At 69.7% G+C, this 20618-nt stretch carries 20 protein-coding genes; 9 read left to right on the top strand and 11 right to left on the bottom strand.

The genetic code is table 11. The features are described from left to right. Window positions 1-105 precede the first annotated feature (105 nt). From FHP25_RS09210 to FHP25_RS09200, 3 genes are all read left to right on the top strand, one after another. Window positions 106-1281 (top strand): amidohydrolase family protein, encoded by a 1176-nt coding sequence (locus tag FHP25_RS09210; protein WP_178133407.1) that lies wholly within the window; start codon window positions 106-108, stop codon window positions 1279-1281. A gap of 73 nt (window positions 1282-1354) precedes the next feature. Beyond that, the gene (locus tag FHP25_RS09205) at window positions 1355-2281 is read left to right on the top strand and encodes an ornithine cyclodeaminase family protein (protein ID WP_147846633.1); all 927 of its coding nucleotides are present in this window, start codon (window positions 1355-1357) and stop codon (window positions 2279-2281) included. Between the two features lie 116 nt (window positions 2282-2397). Beyond that, window positions 2398-3009 carry a pyridoxamine 5'-phosphate oxidase family protein gene (locus tag FHP25_RS09200; protein WP_147846632.1) on the top strand — a complete coding sequence of 204 codons (612 nt, stop codon included), beginning with the start codon at window positions 2398-2400 and terminating at the stop codon, window positions 3007-3009. A 142-nt stretch (window positions 3010-3151) separates the two neighbouring features. Here FHP25_RS09200 and FHP25_RS09195 read toward each other — a convergent pair whose 3' ends face one another. Then, on the bottom strand, window positions 3152-3610 hold the full coding sequence (locus FHP25_RS09195) for a 2,4'-dihydroxyacetophenone dioxygenase family protein (RefSeq protein WP_147846631.1): 459 nt from the start codon (window positions 3608-3610) through the stop codon (window positions 3152-3154). Window positions 3611-3856: 246 nt separating this feature from the next. Between FHP25_RS09195 and gloA the strand changes: the two genes are divergently transcribed. Continuing rightward, on the top strand, window positions 3857-4402 hold the full coding sequence (gene gloA / locus FHP25_RS09190) for a lactoylglutathione lyase (RefSeq protein ID WP_147846630.1): 546 nt from the start codon (window positions 3857-3859) through the stop codon (window positions 4400-4402). Between the two features lie 290 nt (window positions 4403-4692). On the opposite strand, the gene FHP25_RS09185 is transcribed toward gloA, so the two are convergent. The 8 genes from FHP25_RS09185 to FHP25_RS09150 form a co-directional block, all read right to left on the bottom strand. Beyond that, complete coding sequence (locus FHP25_RS09185) at window positions 4693-6231, bottom strand: hydantoinase/oxoprolinase N-terminal domain-containing protein (protein WP_147846629.1); 1539 nt, start codon at window positions 6229-6231, stop codon at window positions 4693-4695. 124 nt (window positions 6232-6355) lie between these two features. Further along, complete coding sequence (locus FHP25_RS09180) at window positions 6356-7435, bottom strand: DUF917 domain-containing protein (RefSeq protein ID WP_147846628.1); 1080 nt, start codon at window positions 7433-7435, stop codon at window positions 6356-6358. Window positions 7436-7546: 111 nt separating this feature from the next. Then, complete coding sequence (locus tag FHP25_RS09175; RefSeq protein ID WP_147846627.1) at window positions 7547-8626, bottom strand: DUF917 domain-containing protein; 1080 nt, start codon at window positions 8624-8626, stop codon at window positions 7547-7549. Further along, on the bottom strand, window positions 8626-9297 hold the full coding sequence (locus tag FHP25_RS09170) for an AroM family protein (protein WP_178133406.1): 672 nt from the start codon (window positions 9295-9297) through the stop codon (window positions 8626-8628). Before FHP25_RS09170 ends, FHP25_RS09175 begins: the two co-directional genes overlap by 1 nt. A gap of 213 nt (window positions 9298-9510) precedes the next feature. Beyond that, a complete protein-coding gene (locus FHP25_RS09165; protein ID WP_147846625.1) occupies window positions 9511-10578 on the bottom strand; it encodes an ABC transporter ATP-binding protein in 1068 nt (355 codons plus the stop codon). A 137-nt stretch (window positions 10579-10715) separates the two neighbouring features. Next, window positions 10716-11768, bottom strand: a complete 1053-nt coding sequence (locus FHP25_RS09160; RefSeq protein WP_147846624.1) for an ABC transporter substrate-binding protein — start codon at window positions 11766-11768, stop codon at window positions 10716-10718. A 53-nt stretch (window positions 11769-11821) separates the two neighbouring features. Then, window positions 11822-12625, bottom strand: a complete 804-nt coding sequence (locus tag FHP25_RS09155) for an ABC transporter permease (protein WP_147846623.1) — start codon at window positions 12623-12625, stop codon at window positions 11822-11824. Next, a complete protein-coding gene (locus tag FHP25_RS09150) occupies window positions 12622-13536 on the bottom strand; it encodes an ABC transporter permease (RefSeq protein WP_147846622.1) in 915 nt (304 codons plus the stop codon). Before FHP25_RS09150 ends, FHP25_RS09155 begins: the two co-directional genes overlap by 4 nt. 98 nt (window positions 13537-13634) lie before the next feature. Between FHP25_RS09150 and FHP25_RS09145 the strand changes: the two genes are divergently transcribed. Next, window positions 13635-14618, top strand: coding sequence for a zinc-dependent alcohol dehydrogenase family protein (locus FHP25_RS09145; protein WP_147846621.1), 984 nt, complete (start codon window positions 13635-13637; stop codon window positions 14616-14618). Window positions 14619-14829: 211 nt separating this feature from the next. Here FHP25_RS09145 and FHP25_RS09140 read toward each other — a convergent pair whose 3' ends face one another. Further along, entirely contained in the window at window positions 14830-16077 is a 1248-nt protein-coding gene (locus FHP25_RS09140; RefSeq protein ID WP_147846620.1) for an amidase, read from the bottom strand. A 55-nt stretch (window positions 16078-16132) separates the two neighbouring features. Then, window positions 16133-16537 carry a DUF423 domain-containing protein gene (locus tag FHP25_RS09135; protein ID WP_147846619.1) on the bottom strand — a complete coding sequence of 135 codons (405 nt, stop codon included), beginning with the start codon at window positions 16535-16537 and terminating at the stop codon, window positions 16133-16135. A 66-nt stretch (window positions 16538-16603) separates the two neighbouring features. Here FHP25_RS09135 and FHP25_RS41325 point away from each other — a divergent pair, with 66 nt between their 5' ends. The 4 genes from FHP25_RS41325 to FHP25_RS09120 are packed head-to-tail and all read left to right on the top strand — an operon-like array spanning window position 16604 to window position 20603. Further along, window positions 16604-16900, top strand: a complete 297-nt coding sequence (locus FHP25_RS41325) for a hypothetical protein (RefSeq protein ID WP_218578286.1) — start codon at window positions 16604-16606, stop codon at window positions 16898-16900. Then, window positions 16897-18309 carry an amidase gene (locus FHP25_RS09130; RefSeq protein WP_218578285.1) on the top strand — a complete coding sequence of 471 codons (1413 nt, stop codon included), beginning with the start codon at window positions 16897-16899 and terminating at the stop codon, window positions 18307-18309. Before FHP25_RS41325 ends, FHP25_RS09130 begins: the two co-directional genes overlap by 4 nt. A 51-nt stretch (window positions 18310-18360) precedes the next feature. Continuing rightward, window positions 18361-19587 (top strand): alpha-hydroxy acid oxidase, encoded by a 1227-nt coding sequence (locus tag FHP25_RS09125; RefSeq protein WP_147846617.1) that lies wholly within the window; start codon window positions 18361-18363, stop codon window positions 19585-19587. 14 nt (window positions 19588-19601) lie between these two features. Next, window positions 19602-20603 carry a phosphotransferase gene (locus FHP25_RS09120; protein WP_147846616.1) on the top strand — a complete coding sequence of 334 codons (1002 nt, stop codon included), beginning with the start codon at window positions 19602-19604 and terminating at the stop codon, window positions 20601-20603. The last annotated feature ends 15 nt before the right edge of the window (window positions 20604-20618 follow it).

Here is a 20618-nt window from a genome sequence, read left to right as displayed (position 1 = left end):
CCACTGGAGTGGCGCGCTCCCCGCGGAGCCCAGCCATGCTGTGGGCGAATAGCGGCAGGCCCATCGGCCCCCTACGCTGTGATCAACAACCCAAGAGGAAGCGCCATGCAGCCCATATTCGACCTGTCATCCGTGCATCGGCTGAAGTTCAACGGCGGCATCGACGCCGACGGCCACGTGCTGGAAGCGTCCGATCTGTGGGAAACCTATATCGAGGCGCGCTACCGCGACCGTGCCATGCGGCTGCGGCGCGATTCGGACGGGCTGGAGTACCTGGAGATCGACGGGCGCCCCTCGAAGATGACGCGCAAGGGCTATCCGGCGACCCTGGGCCGCATGGGCCAGAAGGAGCTGGAGGCGTTCAAACCGCATCCCGACAAGACCTATGCCGCCAACATGCCGTTCGGCGCCTGTGATGCCGGGCAGCGCCTGAAGCTGCTCGATGCCGAAGGGCTGGCGGCGGCCGTGCTCTATCCGACCCTGGGCATCCTGTGGGAGGCCGAGCTGGAGGATGTCGAGCTGTCGCAGGCTTATTGCCGGGCCTACAATCGCTGGATCGCTGATTTCTGCCGCAGCTCCGGCGGCCGGCTGGTGCCGATCGCGCATCTGTCGCTGGGCGATCCGGCCGCCGCCGCGGCCGAGCTCGAGCGCGCGGTCAAGGATGGCTGCCGCGGCGCCTTCGTCGTTCCCTTCACGCTGAGTCGCAAGGCGCATGGCGATCCCGTGCATGATCCGGTCTACGCCAAGGCCGTCGAGCTTGACGTGCCGATCGCGCTGCATCCCAGCTTCGAGCCCTTCACGCTGCGCTCGGCGCGCTTCGAGAACGGCCATCGCCTGCCGCTGCTGTCGGCGGCGCGCGCCGGCGACGGCGTGCGGCATGCGTTCACGACGTTCTTCGACTTCGCGACCTTCGACCGCTTCCCGACGCTGAAGCTGGTAATCCTGGAGTCCGGCGCCGGCTGGATCGGCTACTGGCTGGACCGTCTCGACGGCATCGTCGAGGCAACCTTCATCGGCGGCCGCGCGCCGCTGAAGCACAAGCCGAGCGACTATTTCCGCCGCCAGTGCTGGATCTCGGCCGACCCCGACGAGCGCACCATCCCGGCGATGGCGGCGCTCTACGGCGCCGACCGCTTCTTCTGGGCCAGCGACTATCCGCACCCCGACCATACCGGCGACTACCTCGCGGCGCTGGAGCAGACCGCGGCGACGATGCCCGAGGCGGCGCGCACGGGCCTGCTGGGCGCCAATGTCCGGGCGGCGTATGCTCTGGCCTGTTAGTGTCGGGGCACCGCGAGTCACTGTGCGTCGGCCGGGATGACGACAGGTCACGCAGTGATCGTGGGAGAGAGATGTGCGTTTTGTCGACGCCGTGGAGATCCGCAAGGTCCTGAGCTTTCCGCTCCTGATCGACGCCATCGAAGCGGCGCATCGGCGCCCCAGGATCGCCGTGTTGGACGGCTGCCTGGGCAGCGAGCGGGAATTCTATTTTGCCCGCAGCGCCGTGGATCGAGGCCGCTTCATGGCCAGCAAGCTCATCACGAGCTTTCCGGCCAACCTGGACGCGGGAGAACTGCCGGCGGTGCAGGCTGTCTGTGTCCTCTTCGATGGCACGAACGGCAAGCCGCTGGCCGTCCTGGACGGCACCGAGATCACGTACTGGCGCACCGCTGCCGATTCTGCGCTCGGGGCCAGGCTGCTGGCACCGCCCTCGCCGCGGACGCTGCTGGTCGTCGGCGCCGGTGAAATGTCGCGATGGCTGGTCCGCGCACATCGCACCGTGAGGCCATCGCTGCAGCAGGTGCTGATCTGGAACCGCACCCCGCAGCGCGCGGCCGACGTCGCCGCCGCGCTGAGGCAGGAGGGCATCGCTGCCGAGGTGACGGATGATCTGGACGCAACAATCGGGTCGGCAGACATCATCACCACGTGCACGCGCGCGCATACCCCGCTCGTCAAGGGCGCCAAACTGAAGCCCGGGGTCCATCTCGACCTGGTCGGCGGCTACTCGGCACAGACTCGCGAGGCCGATGACGATGCCGTCCGGCGCTCTCTTGTCTTCGTCGATCGCCGCGAATCGGCGTTCGACGGCGTGGGCGACATCCTCCAGCCCATCGCCAGCGGTGCGATCGCGGAATCCGACGTGCTGGGGGATCTGTATGACCTGATCAGCGGCTCGGTCGCCGGCCGCCGGACGTCCGATGACATCACGTTCTTCAAGAACGCTGGCGGTGGCCACTTCGATCTGATCGCCGCCGAGACGATTTTCCGGCACCTCTGACGTCGTGCGTCCGCGGACGCAGACCGCGGCTGGCGGACTGCAGCACCTGTCTATCTTGCCTCGATGCGCTGGCTCCGATACATCGGCGCGGCCTCGAACCGCAGCAGGTCCCGCCGATGTCGATCATCACCAGCGTCGCTGAGCTGGAAGCGCTCTACGGCACGCCCAACGACGCCTCGACGGTCAAGGAAGTCGACTGGATCACGCCGCACTACCGCGCCTATATCGACGCGGCGCCGTTCGTGGTGCTGGCGACCAGTGGGCCGGAAGGACTGGACTGCTCGCCACGTGGCGATCTCGCCGGCTTCGTGCAGGTGCACGACCGCAAGACGCTGATGCTGCCCGATCGACGCGGCAACAACCGCGTCGATTCGCTGCGCAACATCGTGCGCGATCCGCGCGTGGCGCTGCTGTTCATGATCCCCGGCGTCGGCAACACGCTGCGGGTCAACGGGCGCGCGCATCTCAGCATCGACCCGGAGCTGCTGGCCTCGTTCGCCGTCGACGGCAAGGCGCCGCGATCGGTGATGGTGATGACGGTCGATACGATCTTTTTCCAGTGCGCCCGCGCCCTGGTGCGTTCGGAGCTGTGGAACCCGGCCCGCCACGTCGATCCCAGGAGCCTGCCCAGCGCCGGCCAGATCCTGGCGGCGCTCAGCCAGGACCGCGTCGGCGGCGAGGAGTACGACCGCACCTGGCTGGACCGCGCCCGCCAGACAATGTGGTGAGCCGGCGCGCCACCTGGCAGCACCACCGCACCATTGTCCGCTGCCGTCCCTGCCGTCCTTCCGTCATCCCTCGCGGCGCTCGGGATGACAGAAAGGGCGGCGGCGTGCCATACGGATTGCCCCACCCTCCGGAGCAGCCGGCTCAGGCTGCCGCCTTGCAGGACTCCAGATGGGCCTGCCAGGCGCCTTGCGCCTCGCCCCAGCCGACGTTGGCGATGACGGTGCCGTCGGGTTGGATGAAGGCCAGCGGGCCCGAGAAGGTCATGTAGAAGGCGCTGTCGACGGGGAAGTACGTCTTGTCGTGGCGCGCCCCGGACGACTCGAAGCCGTAGCCCGGGGCGACGGCGGTGTCGCCGCCCGCGTCCTTGCCGCCGCGGACATCCATGCGCCCCTTGTAGAGGAAATACTCGCCGGGGCCGGTATGGAAGTGGGCATTGAACGACGAGCCGGCAGGGCATTCGAACACGGCGGTCCAGGTTCCGGCCTCGGGCGAGACGTGCAGCAGCCGCCACGTGATGCCGCCTACCGAGAAGGCATCCGGGAACGGCGCCCACGGGCCGTCATCGATCTGGACGTATTCTTCGGGGGTCTGGGGCTTCATGTCTGGTCCTCCCTGTCGCGGGCCCTGTGGCCACGGGTGCCGCCGGTGATCGAGGCCCGTCGCCACCGGCCGGTTCCTTGATGGCACGACGCCAGCGGCGTGGTATCCGTCGGGCATTGCCGGCAATGCACAGTGACGCGACCGGCAGTGCACGCAGAGTTGGATCAAAGTGCGCTGCCGCGCGCGCCTTTCCAAGGCATTGCGGCTAACGCTGACGCAGGCACACGGAGCAGGAGCAGGACGCCCATGAGCACGGATACGACGGCCGCGACCGGCGATTTCATCTTCAACCAGACGATGCTCCGGATCAAGGACCCCGAGCGCTCTGTCGCCTTCTACCGCGACGTCCTCGGCATGACCCTGCTCGACCGCTTCGACTTCCCGGACATGAAGTTCTCGCTCTATTTCATGGCCTATGTCCGTGCCAGCGATGAGCCGGTCCCCGACGAGGCGGTTGCCCGGGCCGAGTATGTCTTCCGGCAGAAAGCCACCCTCGAGCTGACCCACAACTGGGGCACCGAGAGCGACGCGGATTTCGTCGGTTATCATAACGGCAACGCCGATCCGCGCGGCTTCGGCCATATCGGCATCACCGTGCCGGATGTCCACGCCGCCTGCGCGCGCTTCGAGGACCTGGGCGTCGCGTTCGTGAAGCGCCCCGATGACGGCAAGATGAAGGGGCTTGCCTTCATCAAGGACCCCGACGGCTACTGGATCGAGATCCTGGCGGCGCCTGCGCTGGCGGCGATGATCAAGGGCGCCCAGGATGGCGCGAGGGCTGCGGCCGGCTAATGCACCGGCGCCAGATTTGGCGATACGCGCCAATGCGCCACTGGAGTGGCGCGTTCCCGGCGATTGATTGCGGTCAACGGCTGCGTCGTGCCTCCTGAAAAGCGAACTGGCCCGGGCGCTTCGATCAAACGCTGGGCGCGCGCCACTCCGTGGCGCGTCATGCGCCGCACCAGACGAAGACGCGTCACGGAGTGGCGCGCGCCCAGCGTCTGTCCCTCGATCGTGAGCCGTTCCAGTCTTTGTAGGCGGCGTAGCCGGTGGGGAGCTCTGTGGTTGCTCTTCTCGCGGTCTTACGCCGCCGCGACGTCGCCGACGACGCGCACGCGCACCCGAAGCGCGTTGCCGGGCAGGTAGGCCAGCGGCATGTCCTCGCTTTCGATGGTCGTGAGCGTGGCGCGATCGGCGCCGGCGGAGGCGGCGCGGTCGGCGGCGATCGCACGCGCCTTGGCGAGGGCGTCGGCGCGCGCCAGGTCGCGGAAGATCTGATCGCATTCGCCCGAGACCTGCGCGATGGCGGCGCCCACGGCGTTGGCGCAGTCGCCGTGCGGCACGCGCACGACCTGCGACACACCTTCGAGCCGGTCGGGCACCAGGAAAGCGCCGCCGCCGACCGCAACCAGCGGCACATTGCCGGCTTCGGTCTTCATGCGGTCCACCGTCTCCTCGATCATGCGCTGGGCCTCGGCGAAGACGCGGGCGCAGGTCGCCGCATCGAGATGCTTCACCCTGGCGCGCTCGCCCAGGTCCAGCCTGCCGCTGGCGACGGCGACGTCGGTGGTGGTGAGCTGCCGGCCACCGAAGGCGACGCCCTCCTTCAGCAGGCGATAGCCCACCGACAGCGGCCCGACCGACAGCGGATCGAGCGACACGTGGCTGCCGCCACCCAGACCGATCGACATCAGATCGGGCATGCGGAACAGCGTGCGCACACCGCCGATCCGCACCACCGAATTGGCCTCACGCGGGAAGCCATGCCGCAGCTGGCCGACATCGGTCGTGGTGCCGCCGACGTCGATCACCATCGCGTCCTGCAGTCCCGACAGGTAGGCGCCGCCGCGCATCGAGTTGGTGGCGCCCGAAGCGAAGCTGTAGACCGGCAGCCGGCCGGCCTGCGCCGCCTCGACGACGGTGCCGTCGTTCTGGGTGATGAAGAGCGGCGCCTCGATGCCGCTGTCGGCGATCGCCTTCTCGAAGGCAGCGATGGTGTCACGCGCCAGGTCGGCCAGCGCTGCGTTCAGGAGGCCGGCATTCTCGCGCTCCAGCAGCCCGATGCGGCCGAGATCCGCGGAGCAGGTGATCGCCGCCTCAGGCAGAGCACGGGCCACGATGGCGGCCGCCTGCTGCTCGTGCGACGGATCAAGCGGCGAGAAGACGGCGGAGATCGCAACGGCGCGCAGCCCCTTGGCCTTCATCGCGCGCGCCGCCTGCTCGATCGCGGCCACGTCGAGCGGCATGAACGGCCGGCCGTCGTATTCGTGGCCGCCTTCGACCATCCAGATGCCGCCGCGCACGATCTCGGCCAGATCGTCGGGCCAGTCGCAGAACGGCGGCAGCGAGGCGCCAGCCGGCATGCCCAGCCGCAAGGCCGCGACCCTGGTCAGGTGGCGTCGCTGCACCACGGCGTTGATGAAATGCGTGGTGCCGATCATCACCCCGTCGATGCGCCTGGCCTGCACAACGCCGGTGCGGCCCAGCGCCGCCAGCGCCTCCAGGATGCCCGTGGTCACGTCCTCGCTCGTCGGCGCCTTCACGGCGCGCACGACCTTGCCCTCCTCGATCAGCACCGCGTCCGTGTTGGTGCCGCCGACATCGATCCCGATCCGTCTCATCACACTGTTCCAAAGCTCCTGGGGGAAGACCGCTTCATGGTGAGCCTGTCGAACCATGAAGCGGCTCGCACTGCTGTTCGTGCGTAGCCTTCATGGTTCGACAGGCTCACCATGAAGGCTGTCATCATGCGAACACGCTCCTGAAGCCGATGTCGTAGCCGAAGGCGCGCGGGCCGACGTAGTGCAGGCCCTTCTCGCTGAGGAACACGTCCGGCGGCGGCAAGGCGATCACCGTGACGCGTTGGCCGTAGCCGATAGTGTCGGTGCCGACCGCCTCGCCCGAGACGCTGTCGAGCACGCAGATCAGGTCCGGCGTCATGGCGATCGGCTCGCCATCGCGCCAGGCCACGATCCACTCGTTCTGGAAGCTGGTCTCCATCATCGCGCCGCGCCAGCCATCGGCGCCGTCGAACCGTACACGGCCGCGCAGATAGCCCTCGGTGGTGCGCCGCTCGACATCGACCACCTTGCCCTTGTAGAGCAGCTTGCCCGGCTCGACCGAGAGGATGGCGGCGATCGGATCGTCGTGCCGGCGCTGCGCCGCGCGCACGGCATGGCCGATGGCGATCGCCTTGGTGGTGGTGCCGTGGATGCCCCACCGCTTCACCTCGGCGCCGGTGCGCGGCGCCTGGCAGGTGGCGGCGACCGAGCCGTACTCGACGCAGATCTTGCGCGCGATCCGTTCCATCCACGTCCAGCTCGGCACCTTGTCGACGATGGCCTCCAGCCCGCGCACGTCGACCGCAGCCAAGGGCCAGGGCCGCAGGTCGCCGATCGCGACACTGGTCATCTGCGCCTCGGGATAGGCGCGACCCATGGTGTCCGAATCGATCACCGGCCGGCCCAGCAGCGCTGCCGCCATCAGCGGCCGCACGCCGTTGCCGCCGCCGATCTCCACGCCCATGATGCCGGCGAAGCGATGCCTGACATGCGCCTCCATCACCTCGACAGCACGGGCGATGGTACGGCTGTCGGTCAGCCGCTCCAGCCCGACCAGCGGTGCGCCCATGCCGGCGACGATGGCCACCTGATCGTCGTCGGCCAGGTCGCTCGCCGGCATGAGCTGCACGCGATGGCCATCGCGGTAGAGTTGCCGCATGTTGAGCAGCGACAGGTAGGGATTGCCGCCGCCGCCCGTGCCCAGGATCCAGGCACCGACCGCCAGCGACTCGATATCGTCGAGGGTGATGTCGCGACGGGGCATGAGGTCGCCTCAATCCTTAGAGTGCTTCATGGTGAGCCTGTCGAACCATGAAGCGCCGCACCACGGCCCGTGCCTGGCCTTCATGGTTCGACAAGCTCACCATGAAGGCCATCACGCGAACACGCTCCTGAAGTCGATGTCGTAGCCGAAGGCGCGCGGGCCGACATGCTGCAGCCCCTTCTCGCTGAGGAATACCTCGGGCGGCGGCAGAGCGATCACCGTGACGCGCTGGCCGTAGCGGATGGTCTCGGTGCCGACCGCCTCGCCCGACACGGTGTCGAGCACGCAGATCAGCTCGGGCGACATCGCGATCGGCGCATCGTCGCGCCAGGCCACGATCCACTCGTTCTGGAAGGCGATCTCCATGGTGCTGCCGCGCCAGTCTTCCATGCCCTCGAACCGCGTGCGGCCGCGCAGGAAGCCCTCGGTGGCACGCCGTTCGACATCGACCACCTTGCCGCGGTACAGCACCAAGCCCCGCTCGACCGAGAGGATCGCCGCGATCGGGTCCGCGTGCTGGTGCTGCGCCTCGCGCACGGCGTGGCCGATGCGGATCGCCTTGGTGGTGGTGCCGTGGATTCCCCATTTCTTGACCTCGGCACCGGTACGCGGCGCCTTGCAGGTCGAGGCGATGGAGCCGTATTCGACGCAGATCTTGCGGCTCACCCGCTCCATCCACTTCCAGGTCGGCACCTTCTGCACGATCGCCTCCAGGCCGCGCACATCGACGGTGCTCAGCGGCCAGGGCTGCAGGTCACCGACCGCGACGCTGGTCATCTGCGCCTCGGGATAGGCGCGGCCCATCATGTCGGAGTCGATCACCGGACGCTCCAGGTGCGCTGCCGCCATCAGCGGCTGGATGCCGTTGCCGCCGCCGATCTCAAGCGCCATGATGCCGCGGAAGCGGTGGCCGGTATGCTCCTCCATCAACGCCACGGCGCGCGCGATCGTGCGGCTGTCGGTCAGCCGCTCCTGGCCGACCAGCGGTGCGCCCATGTTGGAGACGGCGGCCACCCAGTCATCGTCGGCAAGCTCGTCCGCGGTCATCAACTGCACGCGATGGCCGTCCTTGTAGAGCCGCCGCATGTTCAAGAGCCCGAGATAGGGGCTGCCGCCGCCACCGGTGCCCAGCACCCAGGCGCCGACCGCCAGCGACTCGATGTCGTCGGCCGTGATATCGCGCAAAGCCATCAGTCCAGCAACTCCCTCAATACCCGCCCCGTGGCGGTGATTGCCAGCAGGGTCGGCACACCCAGCACACGCTTCACGACCGCCTTGGTCTGCGGCGTGTAGCTCATGCAGTCCATGGCCACGAGATCGGGGCGCTGCGCCTTCAGCCGCACCGCCGCCGCCTCGACCGCGGCGTCATCGCCGCTGGGCACCAGCGCTTCGGCCGCAATCTCGATCCCGGGCCGCTGCCATTTTTCCTTCAGCTTCACGGCCTGCTCGGGCAGCGGCACCAGCAGCGCCAGCCTTCCCTGCGGCAGCAGGCCGGCGGCGAGGCCGGCCAGCACACGCGATGGAAAGAGCACGCTGGCATCGCCGGCCATCGGCGGAAAGGCGCCGGTGCAGTTGAACACCAGCGCATCGGCGCCGTCGGCGCGCAGCCTGGCCAGCGTTTCGGGCGCGCGGGCGACCACGGCCTGCTTGGAGATCCTGGCATCCCGCCCGCCGGGCAGCCGCGTGTAGAGCGTGTCGGCACCGCCCGTAGGCGGCAGCGCATCGATCTCGGCGTCGCTCAGCCCATCGAGGCAGCCGCGCATCACGACGCGCGTGCCCGCAGGCGCCTGCGCCGCAAACAGCGCCGCGATGTCGGGCCGCGGCGCCTGACCGATCACGGCGATGCCGAGCGTGCGAGGCATGTCAATTCTCCGTTGAATTCCCTCTCCGCCCACGCAGTGGGGGGAGAGGGAGGCGCCCATGCCGAAGGCATGGGAGGGTGAGGTGGGTGCCGGTGCCGAAACCGATCTCAATCACAAGAATACACTTGTCCATACCACCCACCTCACCTTCCCATCGCGCTGCGCGCGACGGGCCCCTTCCTCTCCCCCCGCTGCGCGGGCGGAGAGGAGAAATCACCCCTCCAGCACGACGGCGTCGGCTTCGTTCCACAGCAGGCCGACCTCGGTGCCGACCGGGCGCGCGGCGGCACCCATATTGGTCTCCTTGGCCAGCATGTGGCGGTCGCCGCTGGCGGCGATGCGGTACAGCACCTGGCCGCCCAGGAAGTTCGCGCTTTCGATGCGGCCGGCGACAGCGCCCTCGCCCGGCGCCACGATGCGCGCCTTCTCCGGCCGCACCGCCACCGCGCCGGCACCGGGCCGGGCGCCGTTCATTGTGGCCGGCAAGGAACGGCCGTCGCCGGCGATGAACCGCCCGCCGTCCCAGGTGCCATCGAACAGGTTGATCTCGCCGATGAAGTCGGCGACGAAGCGCGTGCGCGGGCGGTCGTAGATCTCGGCCGGCGCGCCGACCTGCTCGACGCGGCCGGCATTCATCACGGCGATGCGGTCGGACATCGCCAGCGCCTCCTCCTGGTCGTGGGTGACGAAGACCAGGGTGACGCCCAGCTCCTTCTGCAGCTGCTTGAGCTCGAACTGCATCGACTGGCGCAGCTTGCGATCGAGCGCGCCCAGCGGCTCGTCGCACAGCAGCACCGGCGGGCGGATGACGATGGCGCGCGCCAGCGCCACGCGCTGCTGCTGGCCGCCGGAGAGCTGGCCCGGCCGGCGGTCCTCGTAGCCGTCGAGCGCCACCTGCTTCAGCGCCGCCGCAACCCGGCGCCTGATCTCCTCGCGCGGCAGGCTGCGCATGCGCAGGCCGAAGGCAACGTTCTCGGCCACCGTGCGGTGCGGAAAGAGCGCATAGGACTGGAACACCATGCCCATGTCGCGCTTGTGCACCGGCACGTCGGTGATGTCGGCGCCACCGACCCGGATGCGCCCGGCATCCGGCGCCTCGAACCCCGCGATCATGCGCAGGCTGGTGGTCTTGCCGCAGCCCGACGGTCCCAGCAGCGAGAAGAACTCGCCCGGCGCGATGGCCAGCGACACGTCGTCGACGGCCTTGACCTTGCCGTCAAAGCTCTTGCTGACACCCTCGAGCCGGATGTCGGCGGAGGCCGGAAGAGAATGATCTGTCATGCGCTATTCATCCCTTCCCCGCTTGCGGGGAAGGTGGCCGAAGGTCGGATGGGGACGCGACGTGGTCTCTGTTGCCAAAATCACCACGGGTCCCCTCCGGCCCTTCGGGCCACCTCCCCACTGCGTGGGGAGGAAAATCACCCCTTCAGCAGCCGGGTCACGCGCGTGTCGATCTCGTCCTTGCGCGCGTTGTACCATTTCCAGTCCGGCTGGATGAGCTGCGCCACCTTGGCCTCGGTGTTGAACAGCCGGGCGTCGTATTTGGGGGCGAGCTTCACCTTCTTGTTCGACGGCGAGTACCACACCGTCTCCGCCAATTTCTTTTGTACGTCAGGCCGCAGCATATAGTCGATATAGGCATAGGCCAGCTCCTTGACCTTGCTGCCCGGCGTCACGTTCAGCACCTGCTCGAGCGCCATCACGCCCTCGCTGGGGATCGCGAAGTCGATCGGCTGATTCTGGCCCTCGTAGCGCAAGACCCCGCTGTCGTGGATCACGCCCATGTTGACCTCGCCGGCCAGCAGCATCTTTTCCATCTGACCGGTGAAGTCGACCAGCTTGATCGGCTTGAGCGCCTCCAGCGCCTTGTAGGCGGCATCGAGGTCGGTGAAGCCCTTGCCGTAGATCTTGCCAAGCATCATGAGGTGGCACTGGCCGAGGCTGTTCACCGGGATGATGTAGCCGCCGCGCATGCCGGCCAGCGCCGGGTCGGCGAAATCCTTCCACGAGGTCGGCTTCTTGAGCCCCTTGTCGGTGCGGTAGCCCAGTCCGATGGCGCTGGTGAAGATCGACACGCCGACGATCTTGTCGCTGATCGCGTAGGGATAGACATCGGCGAGGTTGGGGATCTTCTTGTGATCGAGCCGGGCTTCGACGAGGCCCAGGTCGAGCGAACTCCACTGCTCGTTGGAGTTTGTGTGCAGCACATCATAGACGGGATTGCTCTTGGGGCTGGCCTGCAGCTTGGGCACGAACGGAAAGGCCTGGTCGGCCGACACCGTGCACTTGAACTCCTTCTCGAAGGCGGGCAGCAGCTCGGCCTTCATGATGTCGCCCCACTTGCCGCCCCAGGTGGTGATCTTCAGGGTGGCGGTCTGGGCATGCAGGATCACCGGCGCCCCGATCGTGGCAAGCGCGGCAGCGGCGCCGGCGGACAGCACGGCGCGGCGGGTCAGACGGTTGGCAGTCATGTCACTCCCCTGTTTGACGAACCTTTCTTCCCCCGGAGGGGGAAGGATATCGGTCACAGCTTGACGTAGGCCTTGAGCCCGATGACGCGTTCCAGCAACAACACGACGGACAACGCCAGCAGGATCGAGACCATCGAGGCCGCCGCGATGGCGCCGTCGAGGTCGAACTTCATGTAGTTGAACAGCACGACCGGCAGCGTCTCGCCCTTGGGCGGCACCAGGAACAGCGAGATCGGGAACTGGTCGAACGACACGATGAAGGCGAAGATGCCGCCGGCGATCACGCCGGGGCGGATCAGCGGCAGGGTGACCTCGACGAAGACCCGCATCGGCGAGGCGCCGAGGCTGGCGGCGGCCTCCTCGACGCGGGTGTCGAAATTGGCCAGCACCGCGAGCGTCGTCCGCAGCACGTAGGGCACCGCCACCAGGGTATGGCCGACGATCAGGCCCCAGACCGGCCGGTCGAGCTCGGCGAGCTGGAAGACCTGGAACAGCGCCAGGCCGGTGAGGATGGCCGGCAGCATCAGCGGCGACATGAAGAAGGCGGTGAGGAAGCGCGCGCCGGGCAGCCGGCCGCGCGCCAGCGCCAGCGCGCAGGCGCCGCCGATCAGCATCGACAGCAGCAGCACCACGACCGCCACGCGCAGGCTGAGCCATAGCGCCACCATGAAGTCGTCGGTGGCGAAGAACTTCACGAACCAGCGGCCGGTGACACCCACCGGCGGGAACGAGATGTAGGGTGTCGGGTTCAGGGCGAAGACGGCGACGATGGCGATCGGCGCCAGCAGGAAGGCGATGATCGCGCCATTGAGCGCGTAGTAGGCAAGGCGGCCGGCATCGACGCTGCGCGCGCTCATGTCAGCCCCTCCGGGCCGGAGAAACGCGCCAGCACGTGGTTGTAGGCGATCACGACCAGCAGCGACACGGCCAGCAGGATGACGCCCAGCGCGCCGGCGAAGCCGAGGTTGAAGGAGGAGCTGACCTGCTGGTAGATCAGCATCGGCAGGGTCAGCACGTTGGTGCCGCCCATCAGGAAGGGTGTGACATAGGCGCTGATCGACAGCGCGAACACCAGCAGCGAGCCCGCGAAGATGCCGGGCAGGCTGAGCGGCAGGGTGACTTCGGCAAAGGCGCGCAGGCGCGAGGCGCCGAGATTGCGCGCCGCCTGCTCCAGCCGCTCGTCGATGCGGCCAATCACGCCGGTCAAGGTCAGCACCATGAACGGCACGTAGATATGCACCAGGGCCACGACGGTGCCGAACTCGTTGTACATCAGCGGCAGCGGCTTCTCGATCAGCCCCAGCCCGATCAGGGTCGTGTTGATGACGCCCTTGTCCTGCAGGATCGTCATCCAGGCGAAGGTGCGCACCACGATGCCGGTCAGCATCGGCGCGATCACGGCCATCAGCAGCAGCGCATGGCCCAGACGCGACTTCATGCGCGCCATCCAGTGCGCCAGCGGGTAGCCCACCAGCAGCGACGCCAGCGTCGTGACGATGCCGATGCGCAAGGTCGACCACAGCGCGTCCCAGTACAGGTCGTCACCTGCGAAGCGTACATAATGCCGCGATGTCAGATAGACGTTGGGGTTCTGCGCCGGGTTGCCGCTCAGCAGCGACAGCACCGCCATCACGGCGAACGGCAGCACGAAGAAGATCACGAACAGCAGCAGCGCCGGCCCCACCAGCCACGCGATCGGCGATACCGCCGGCCGCCGCGGCCGTGGCGTCAGCCGCGTCGCGGGAAGCGCATCAGCAAGGCTAGCCATGGATCTGCCCGCACGATAGGAACCCCATGCCGGGCCTGTCAATCGGCCCGCCCGGCAGGCCAAGCCTTGCAAGATGCGGTCCGACGCGGAGGTCCTCGATGCGTGCGATGGTGCTGCAGCGGCCGAACACGCCGCTGATCGACATGCCGGCCGCTGACCCGGTGCCCGGACCGGGCCAAGTGCTGATCGCGGTCAGCGCCTGCGGCGTGTGCCGCACCGACCTGCATGTCGTCGATGGCGAGCTGACGTCGCCCAAGCTGCCGATCGTGCCGGGCCACGAGATCGTCGGCCGGATCCTGGCCTGCGGCCCGGGCGCCGACCGTTTCGCTCCCGGCGCCCGCGTCGGCGTGCCATGGCTGGGCTGGACGTGCGGACAGTGCGACCTTTGCCGGGCCGGCCGTGAGAACCTGTGCGACGCGGCGCGCTTCACCGGCTACCAGATCGACGGTGGCTACGCCGACCGCGCCGTGGCCGACGTACGCTACGTCTTCGCCCTGCCCGAGGGCTACGACGACGTCGAGGCCGCGCCGCTGCTCTGCGCCGGGCTGATCGGCTACCGCGCGCTGGTGAAGGCCGGCGACGCGCCGCGGCTGGGCATCTACGGCTTCGGTGCCGCCGCCCACATCGTGGCCCAGGTCGCGGCCTGGCAGGGCCGCCGGATCTTCGCCTTCACACGCGCCGGCGACGATACCGCCCAGGCCTTCGCGCGCGAGCTGGGCGCAGCCTGGACCGGCGCGTCCGAAACCGCGCCGCCCGAGCCGCTCGACGCCGCCATCCTGTTCGCGCCAGCGGGCCACCTCGTGCCGCTGGCGCTGCGCGCCGTGCGCAAAGGCGGCCGCGTGGTCTGCGCCGGCATCCACATGAGCGACATCCCGAGCTTCCCCTACGACATCCTGTGGGGCGAGCGCGAGATCGTGTCGGTCGCCAACCTGACGCGCGGCGACGCCGAGGCCTTCCTCGCGCTGGCGCCGAAGGTGCCGGTGCGCACAACGGTCGAACGCTATCCGCTGGCGCAGGCGAACGCGGTGCTGGACCGCCTGCGCCGCGGCGACGTCAGGGGCGCTGCGGTGCTGGTACCGTGACGGTTTCCTTCCCCATCTTATCCGCCGCGAGCGAAGCACGGACCCTGCGGTGGTTCGGCCAATGAACGGTGGTGCCGGCGACGGCTGGGACCGCGCCGCTCCAGCGGCGCATTTGGCTGCGAGCCGGCGCTTCGCGCCGGGGCGTCGCTGGAGCGACGCGGTCCGACCTTTCACCAGCGGCGGCGGGGTCCTGAAGCGTGGGGAGCAGGGTTTACCCCAGGACGTCCTCGATCCAGGCGGCGGCGTCGAGCAGGTCGTCGTCGGTATCGCGTGCCGCCACCAGCTGCACCGACAGCGGCAGGTCCTTCGGACCCTGGCGGTAGGGCAGCGCCACGCAGGGCACGCCCAGCAGGGTCCAGGGGCGGTTGAACAGCGGATCGCCGGTGGCGGCCAAGCCCTCGGGCGCCTCGCCGGGCGCGGCCAGCGTCAGCCACACCTCGCCGGCCGGCAGCAGCGTCGCCATCTCGGCCCGCAGGGCATCGGCGTTGGCGCGCGCGGCCTGCTCGGCCTCCGGCGTGATCTTCTGGCCGTGCTCGATCTGCTCGCGGATCGAGGCGCTCAGCTTGTCGGCGTGCTCGGCCAGCAGCGGCGCGAACTGCCGGCCCATGTCGCTCAACATGATGGTCAGCTGCGTCGCCACGATGTCGGTCCAGGATGCGGGCACCGGCGCCTCGTCGGTGCTGGCGCCGGCATCCCCCAGCATGCGCAGCGCGCGCTCCACGGCGCGGCGCGCCTCGGGCGTGGCCTGGTCCCACATCGGAGTCCGGAACAGGCGGATGCGCGCGGGCATGCGCGCCGCCGTCGCGGCGCGGGCACCCTTGGCCAGCACGGCGCGCACCGGCGCGATGTCGGCGACGCGGCGCGTGAACAGCCCCAGCGTGTCGAGCGACGGCGCCAGCGGGCGCACGCCGGCCATGTCGGTCCAGCCGTAGCTGCCCTTGTAGCCGACGACGCCGCAATAGGCGGCCGGACGGATCACCGAGCCGGCCGTCTGTGTGCCCAGCGCCACCGGCACCATGCCGTCGGCCACGGCCGCCGCCGAGCCGCTGGAGGAGCCGCCCGGCGTGTGCGCCGGGTTGTGGGGGTTGCGCGTCTTGCCGGGAAAGGCCGAGGCGAACTCGGTGGTGACCGTCTTGCCCAGCACCAGCGCGCCGGCCTGCTTCAACGTCGCCACGCAGGCGGCGTCCGCTGTCGGACGGTGGCCGGCGAAGATCGGCGAGCCGTAGCCGGTGGCGAACGCGGCCGTGTCGATGATGTCCTTCACGCCGACGGGCAGCCCGGTCAGGGGCCCGGCCACCGGCGTCGAATCCATGGCGGCGCGGACATCGACCACCTCCCAGGCGCCGACGGCACCCTCACGCTCCGTTATGCGCGCGCGGCAGGCGTTCAGCACCATTGCGGTGCCGGTGCCGCCCATCTGCAGCGCGCCGGTGACGGTTGGACAAAGCGGCGCGGCCATGGCTCTTCTCCCCGAAGTGACGAGCCGACAGCATGGCGCGAAGCGCCATCGGCGATCAACCGCGCGATTGCGGATCTTTGAAGGCCTTGACGGCGCCCCAGGCCAGCATCAACCAGCCGGTGATCATGCCCAGGCCGCCGATCGGCGCGACCGCGCCCAGCCATCGCGGCCCGCCGAAGGCCAGGATGTAGAGCGCGCCGCAGAACAGGATCATGCCCAGGGCGAACAGCTGGGCGGCCCGCACCAGTGCCGCGACCTGCCGGCCGGCGATGCGATGCAGGCCCAGCGCCGCCATGATCGCCAGCGCATGCCAGAGCTGATAGCGCACGGCGGTCTCGACCAGCGACACCGCACGGGCGCCGTAGGCCGCCTCCAGCCCGTGCGCCGCCCAGGCGCCCAGCGCCACCGCGACGGCACCGAGCACCGCGGCCAGGGCCAGCAGCGCGGCGGTGCGGTTCATGCGCCGCCCCTGCGGTGTCTTCGGGAGCGCCGGCTTCCAGCCGGCACCGGCGCCAGGCGCCGGATCATGAGCCGGCTCGAAGCCGGCGCTCCCGTCAGGACGATCATCGACAAATTCCACATCGCTGCGACACTATGGGACAGCTGCCCGGAGGAGCCACGCATGGAGGACAAGGCGGGACTGATAGCGGACATGGCCGACGCGCTGCAAGGCATTCGCCTGACGCCGGCGCGGGCCGCCGACCTTGCGGCCGAGGTCGGGCGCCTCAACGGCGCCGTGCGCGGCGCGGCCGCCGACAGGCTGAGCTTCGACGACGATCCGGCTGCCTATGCCGCGCTGCTCGCCAGGAGCGCGACACCGTGAACGACTGGACCACGCTCGACCTGACGGCAGCCGCCGCGGCCATCGTCGATGGCCGCGTCTCGTCGGTCGAGCTGACCCAGGCCTGCCTGGCGCGCATCGAGGCCTGGCAGCCGCGCACCAACGCCTTCATCCGGCTCGACCGCGATGCGGCGCTGGCCACCGCCCGCGAACGCGACCTAGAGCGCGGCGCCGGCCGGCTGCGCGGCAAGCTGCACGGCGTGCCGCTGGCGCACAAGGACATGTTCTACCGCCAGGGCCGCGTCTCGACCGGCGGCAGCGCGATCCGCCGCGACTGGATCGCCGACCGCACCGCCACGGTGAACACGCGCCTGGACGCCGCCGGCGCCGTCGACCTGGGCACGCTGAACATGGCCGAGTTCGCCGCCGGCCCGACAGGGCACAACGTCCATTTCGGCGACTGCTGCAATCCCTGGGATCCGGCCCGCGTCACCGGCGGCTCGTCCAGCGGCTCGGCCGCCGCCGTGGCGGCGCGCATGATTTTCGGCGCCCTCGGCTCCGACACCGGCGGCTCGATCCGCATGCCGGCCGCGATCTGCGGCGTCGTCGGCATGAAGCCGACCTATGGCCGCGTCAGCCGCTTCGGTGCCCTGCCGCGCGCCTGGAGCCTGGACCATGTCGGCCCGCTGACGCGCAGCGTCGCCGACAACGCACGGCTGCTGCAGGTGATCGCCGGCGCCGACGACAACGATGCGACGGCCAGCGGGCAAGCCGTGCCCGATTACGAGGCGATGCTGGACCGTCCGGTCGCCGGCCTGCGGCTGGGCGTGCCGCAGGACGCCGGGCTCGACGGCGTCGACGGCGATGTCATCGCCGCGCTGGCGCAGGCGCGCCGCGACCTGACACGGTTGGGCGTGACGTTCGTCGACGTCCGCCTGCCCGAGCTGGGCGCGCTGTTCGACAGCGCCGAGACCATCATCAAGTGCGAAGCCGCAGCGATGCACCGGCCATGGCTCGAGGCACGGCCGCAGGACTATGCCAACCAGGTGCGCTGGCGCATGGAGGCGGGCTTCCTCATCCCGGCGACGCAGTACATCGACGCGCTGCGGCTGCGCACGCACCACACTCAGGAATTCATCGCCGGCACGCTGGACGGCATCGACGCCCTGCTGCTGCCGACCATGCCGTTTGCGACACCGACACGGGCCGAGACCGACGTCGAGCGCCGGCCGGGCGCCACGGCGCTGGCCATCCTGAGCCGCTTCTCGCGCTTCACGCGGCCGTTCAACCTGCTGGGCCTGCCGGCGCTGTCGCTGCCCTGCGGCCGCGACGCCAACGGCCTGCCGATCGGCCTGCAGCTGGTCGGCCGGCCGTTCGCCGAGGCGACGCTGTACGCCGTCGGCCACGCCTACCAGCAGGCCACGGACCATCATCGCCAGGCACCGACGTGATCCCGCTGCGCTCGAGATGACAGCGAGGCCGAGGGAAAGGGGAGCGACCGCATGTCACCGCGCATGGATCCGATCGCCAGCCGCCGCCATTTCCTGCGGTTCATGGCGGCAAGCCCGTTGCTGGCCGGCAGCGGTGCGTTCGGCCAAGGCGTGCCGGGACACGAGGCGGCCATCGCCGATCCGGCCGAGGCGCTGAACGTCTTCGACATCGAAGCGGCGATGTACAAGACGGCGCCGCCGGCGCATGTCGGCTACCTGACGACCGGCATCGATGACGACGCGACCGTGCGCGCCAACCGCGAGGGGTTCCAGCGCCTGCAGCTGCGGCCGCGCCGCCTGGTCGATGTCAGCCGCATCGACATGGGCATCGAGCTGTTCGGCACGCGCTACGACAGCCCGATCGCGATCGCCCCCACCGGCAGCAACAAGGCATTCAACCATGGCGGCGAGATCGCCGTGGCCCGGGCGGCGCGCGCCGGCAACCACCTGCAGATGCTCTCGACCGTGGCAACGAGCGCCGTCGAGGATGTGATCGCGGCCCGCGGGGCGCCGGTCTGGTTCCAGCTCTATCCCACCAACGACCCGGCGGTGAGCGACGCCCTGGTCAAGCGTGCCGAGCGCGCCGGCTGCCCGGTGATCGTGGTGACGATCGACGTCGTGGCGCGCCAGAACTGGGAGACGCTGGCGCGCCTGCGCCGCGCCGACACGCGCCAATGCGGCAGCTGCCACGGCCTGGGCATCCGCGATTTCGTGGCCCGCAAGCCCAATTTCGACGGCATCGATGTCAGCCGCATCAGCAATACCGGCGCCACCAACCTGACCTGGGACACGATCAAGCGGCTGCGCGACAGGCTCAGCGCCAAGCTCGTCCTGAAGGGCATCCTGGCGCACGAGGACGCGACGCTCGCGATCGAGCACGGCGTCGACGGCATCATCGTGTCGAACCACGGCGGGCGCGCCGAGGACAGCGGCCGCGCCACCATCGACGCGCTGCCAGAGATCCTGGCCGCGGTCGGTGGCCGCATCCCGGTGCTGGTCGACGGCGGCGTCCGGCGCGGCACCGACATCATCAAGGCCCTGGCCCTGGGCGCCCGTGCCGTCGGCATCGGCCGGCCCTATCTCTGGGGCCTGGGCGCCTTCGGCCAGCCCGGCGTCGAGCGCGTGCTGCAGATCCTGCGCCGCGAGACGCAGGCGGCGATGCAGCAGGTCGGCGCGCCGACGGTCAAGGACCTGGTGCCGGCGATGGTGCGCCTGCCCGCCGGCGTGGACCGGCCCTGAGCCACGAAGCAATCATGACCGGCGGCCGTCCGGAAGACCTCTTCGCGAGCGCGCAGGAGACGGCGCGCGCCGCGCAGCAGGCGGCGTTCGGCCGCGCGCCCGTCGCCGCTTTGGCGCCGCTGTCGGGCGGCGCCTCGGGGGCCTTTCCGTTCCGGGCGCAGGTCGGCGGCCGCCGCTACCTCGTGCGGGTGGAAGGGCCCGCGAGCCCCTTGCGCAATCCGCACCAGTACGAGGCGATGCGCATCGCGGCCGACGCGGGGATTGCGCCGGCCATCCACCATCTCGACCCGGCGGCCCGGGTCGCGGTGGCCGACTTCGTCGACGAGCAGCCGCTGAGCACCTATCCCGGCGGCCGTCCGGCGCTGGTGCGCGCGCTGGCCGAATTGCTGGGCCGCGTGCAGGCGACATCGCCGTTCCCGGCCTTCGTCGAATACCCGGCCATCGTCGCCCGTCTCTGGGCCCATGTCTGCCGCACCGGGCTGTTCGCGCCCGGCGTGCTCGACGCCCACACCGCTCGCCTCGATGCGATCCGCAGGTCATATGCATGGGATCCGGCAAGCACCGTCTCGAGCCATAACGACCCGGTTCCACGCAACATCCTGTTCGACGGCGCGCGTCTGTGGCTGATCGACTGGGAGTCCGCCTACCGCAACGACCCTCTGGTCGACGCCGCCATCATGCTGGACAATCTCGCGCCGGCCGCCGATCTGCAGCGCATCTTCGTGCACGCCTGGCTGGGCCGCGCGCCCGACGATGCCTTCCACGCCCGGCTGAGCCAGGTTCGGGCGCTCACCCGCCTCTACTATGCCGGCGTCCTGCTGAGCGCCTCGGCCGCCGCCGCAGGCGCGTTGGCGGACACCGATCTCGCCGCGCCAACGGCAGCACAATTGCGGCGCGCGATGAGCGACGGACGGCTCAAGCCCGGCGCAGCGGACACCAAGCACGTCCTGGGCAAGATGTACCTTGCGTCATTCCTCACGGAGGTCGCACCACCGGGCCTCGACGCCGCCACTTGACGCAAGGCGGGTTGG

Origin of the sequence: Vineibacter terrae (genome assembly GCF_008039615.1) — a bacterium.
GTDB classification, from domain to species: domain Bacteria; phylum Pseudomonadota; class Alphaproteobacteria; order Reyranellales; family Reyranellaceae; genus Vineibacter; species Vineibacter terrae.
The sequence above is the reverse complement of the archived record's forward strand: the minus strand, read 5'-3'. Positions and strand labels throughout refer to the sequence as shown.

Bases quoted from the DNA above. Each gene is read 5' to 3' on its own strand.
- FHP25_RS09210 (WP_178133407.1), top strand. From the start codon at position 106: ATGCAGCCCATATTCGACCTGTCATCCGTGCATCGGCTGAAGTTCAAC.
- FHP25_RS09200 (WP_147846632.1), top strand. From the start codon at position 2,398: ATGTCGATCATCACCAGCGTCGCTGAGCTGGAAGCGCTCTACGGCACG.
- FHP25_RS09195 (WP_147846631.1), bottom strand. From the start codon at position 3,610: ATGAAGCCCCAGACCCCCGAAGAATACGTCCAGATCGATGACGGCCCG.
- gloA (WP_147846630.1), top strand. From the start codon at position 3,857: ATGAGCACGGATACGACGGCCGCGACCGGCGATTTCATCTTCAACCAG.
- FHP25_RS09185 (WP_147846629.1), bottom strand. From the start codon at position 6,231: ATGAGACGGATCGGGATCGATGTCGGCGGCACCAACACGGACGCGGTG.
- FHP25_RS09180 (WP_147846628.1), bottom strand. From the start codon at position 7,435: ATGCCCCGTCGCGACATCACCCTCGACGATATCGAGTCGCTGGCGGTC.
- FHP25_RS09175 (WP_147846627.1), bottom strand. From the start codon at position 8,626: ATGGCTTTGCGCGATATCACGGCCGACGACATCGAGTCGCTGGCGGTC.
- FHP25_RS09170 (WP_178133406.1), bottom strand. From the start codon at position 9,297: ATGCCTCGCACGCTCGGCATCGCCGTGATCGGTCAGGCGCCGCGGCCC.
- FHP25_RS09165 (WP_147846625.1), bottom strand. From the start codon at position 10,578: ATGACAGATCATTCTCTTCCGGCCTCCGCCGACATCCGGCTCGAGGGT.
- FHP25_RS09160 (WP_147846624.1), bottom strand. From the start codon at position 11,768: ATGACTGCCAACCGTCTGACCCGCCGCGCCGTGCTGTCCGCCGGCGCC.
- FHP25_RS09155 (WP_147846623.1), bottom strand. From the start codon at position 12,625: ATGAGCGCGCGCAGCGTCGATGCCGGCCGCCTTGCCTACTACGCGCTC.
- FHP25_RS09150 (WP_147846622.1), bottom strand. From the start codon at position 13,536: ATGGCTAGCCTTGCTGATGCGCTTCCCGCGACGCGGCTGACGCCACGG.
- FHP25_RS09145 (WP_147846621.1), top strand. From the start codon at position 13,635: ATGCGTGCGATGGTGCTGCAGCGGCCGAACACGCCGCTGATCGACATG.
- FHP25_RS09140 (WP_147846620.1), bottom strand. From the start codon at position 16,077: ATGGCCGCGCCGCTTTGTCCAACCGTCACCGGCGCGCTGCAGATGGGC.
- FHP25_RS09135 (WP_147846619.1), bottom strand. From the start codon at position 16,537: ATGAACCGCACCGCCGCGCTGCTGGCCCTGGCCGCGGTGCTCGGTGCC.
- FHP25_RS41325 (WP_218578286.1), top strand. From the start codon at position 16,604: ATGAGCCGGCTCGAAGCCGGCGCTCCCGTCAGGACGATCATCGACAAA.
- FHP25_RS09125 (WP_147846617.1), top strand. From the start codon at position 18,361: ATGTCACCGCGCATGGATCCGATCGCCAGCCGCCGCCATTTCCTGCGG.
- FHP25_RS09120 (WP_147846616.1), top strand. From the start codon at position 19,602: ATGACCGGCGGCCGTCCGGAAGACCTCTTCGCGAGCGCGCAGGAGACG.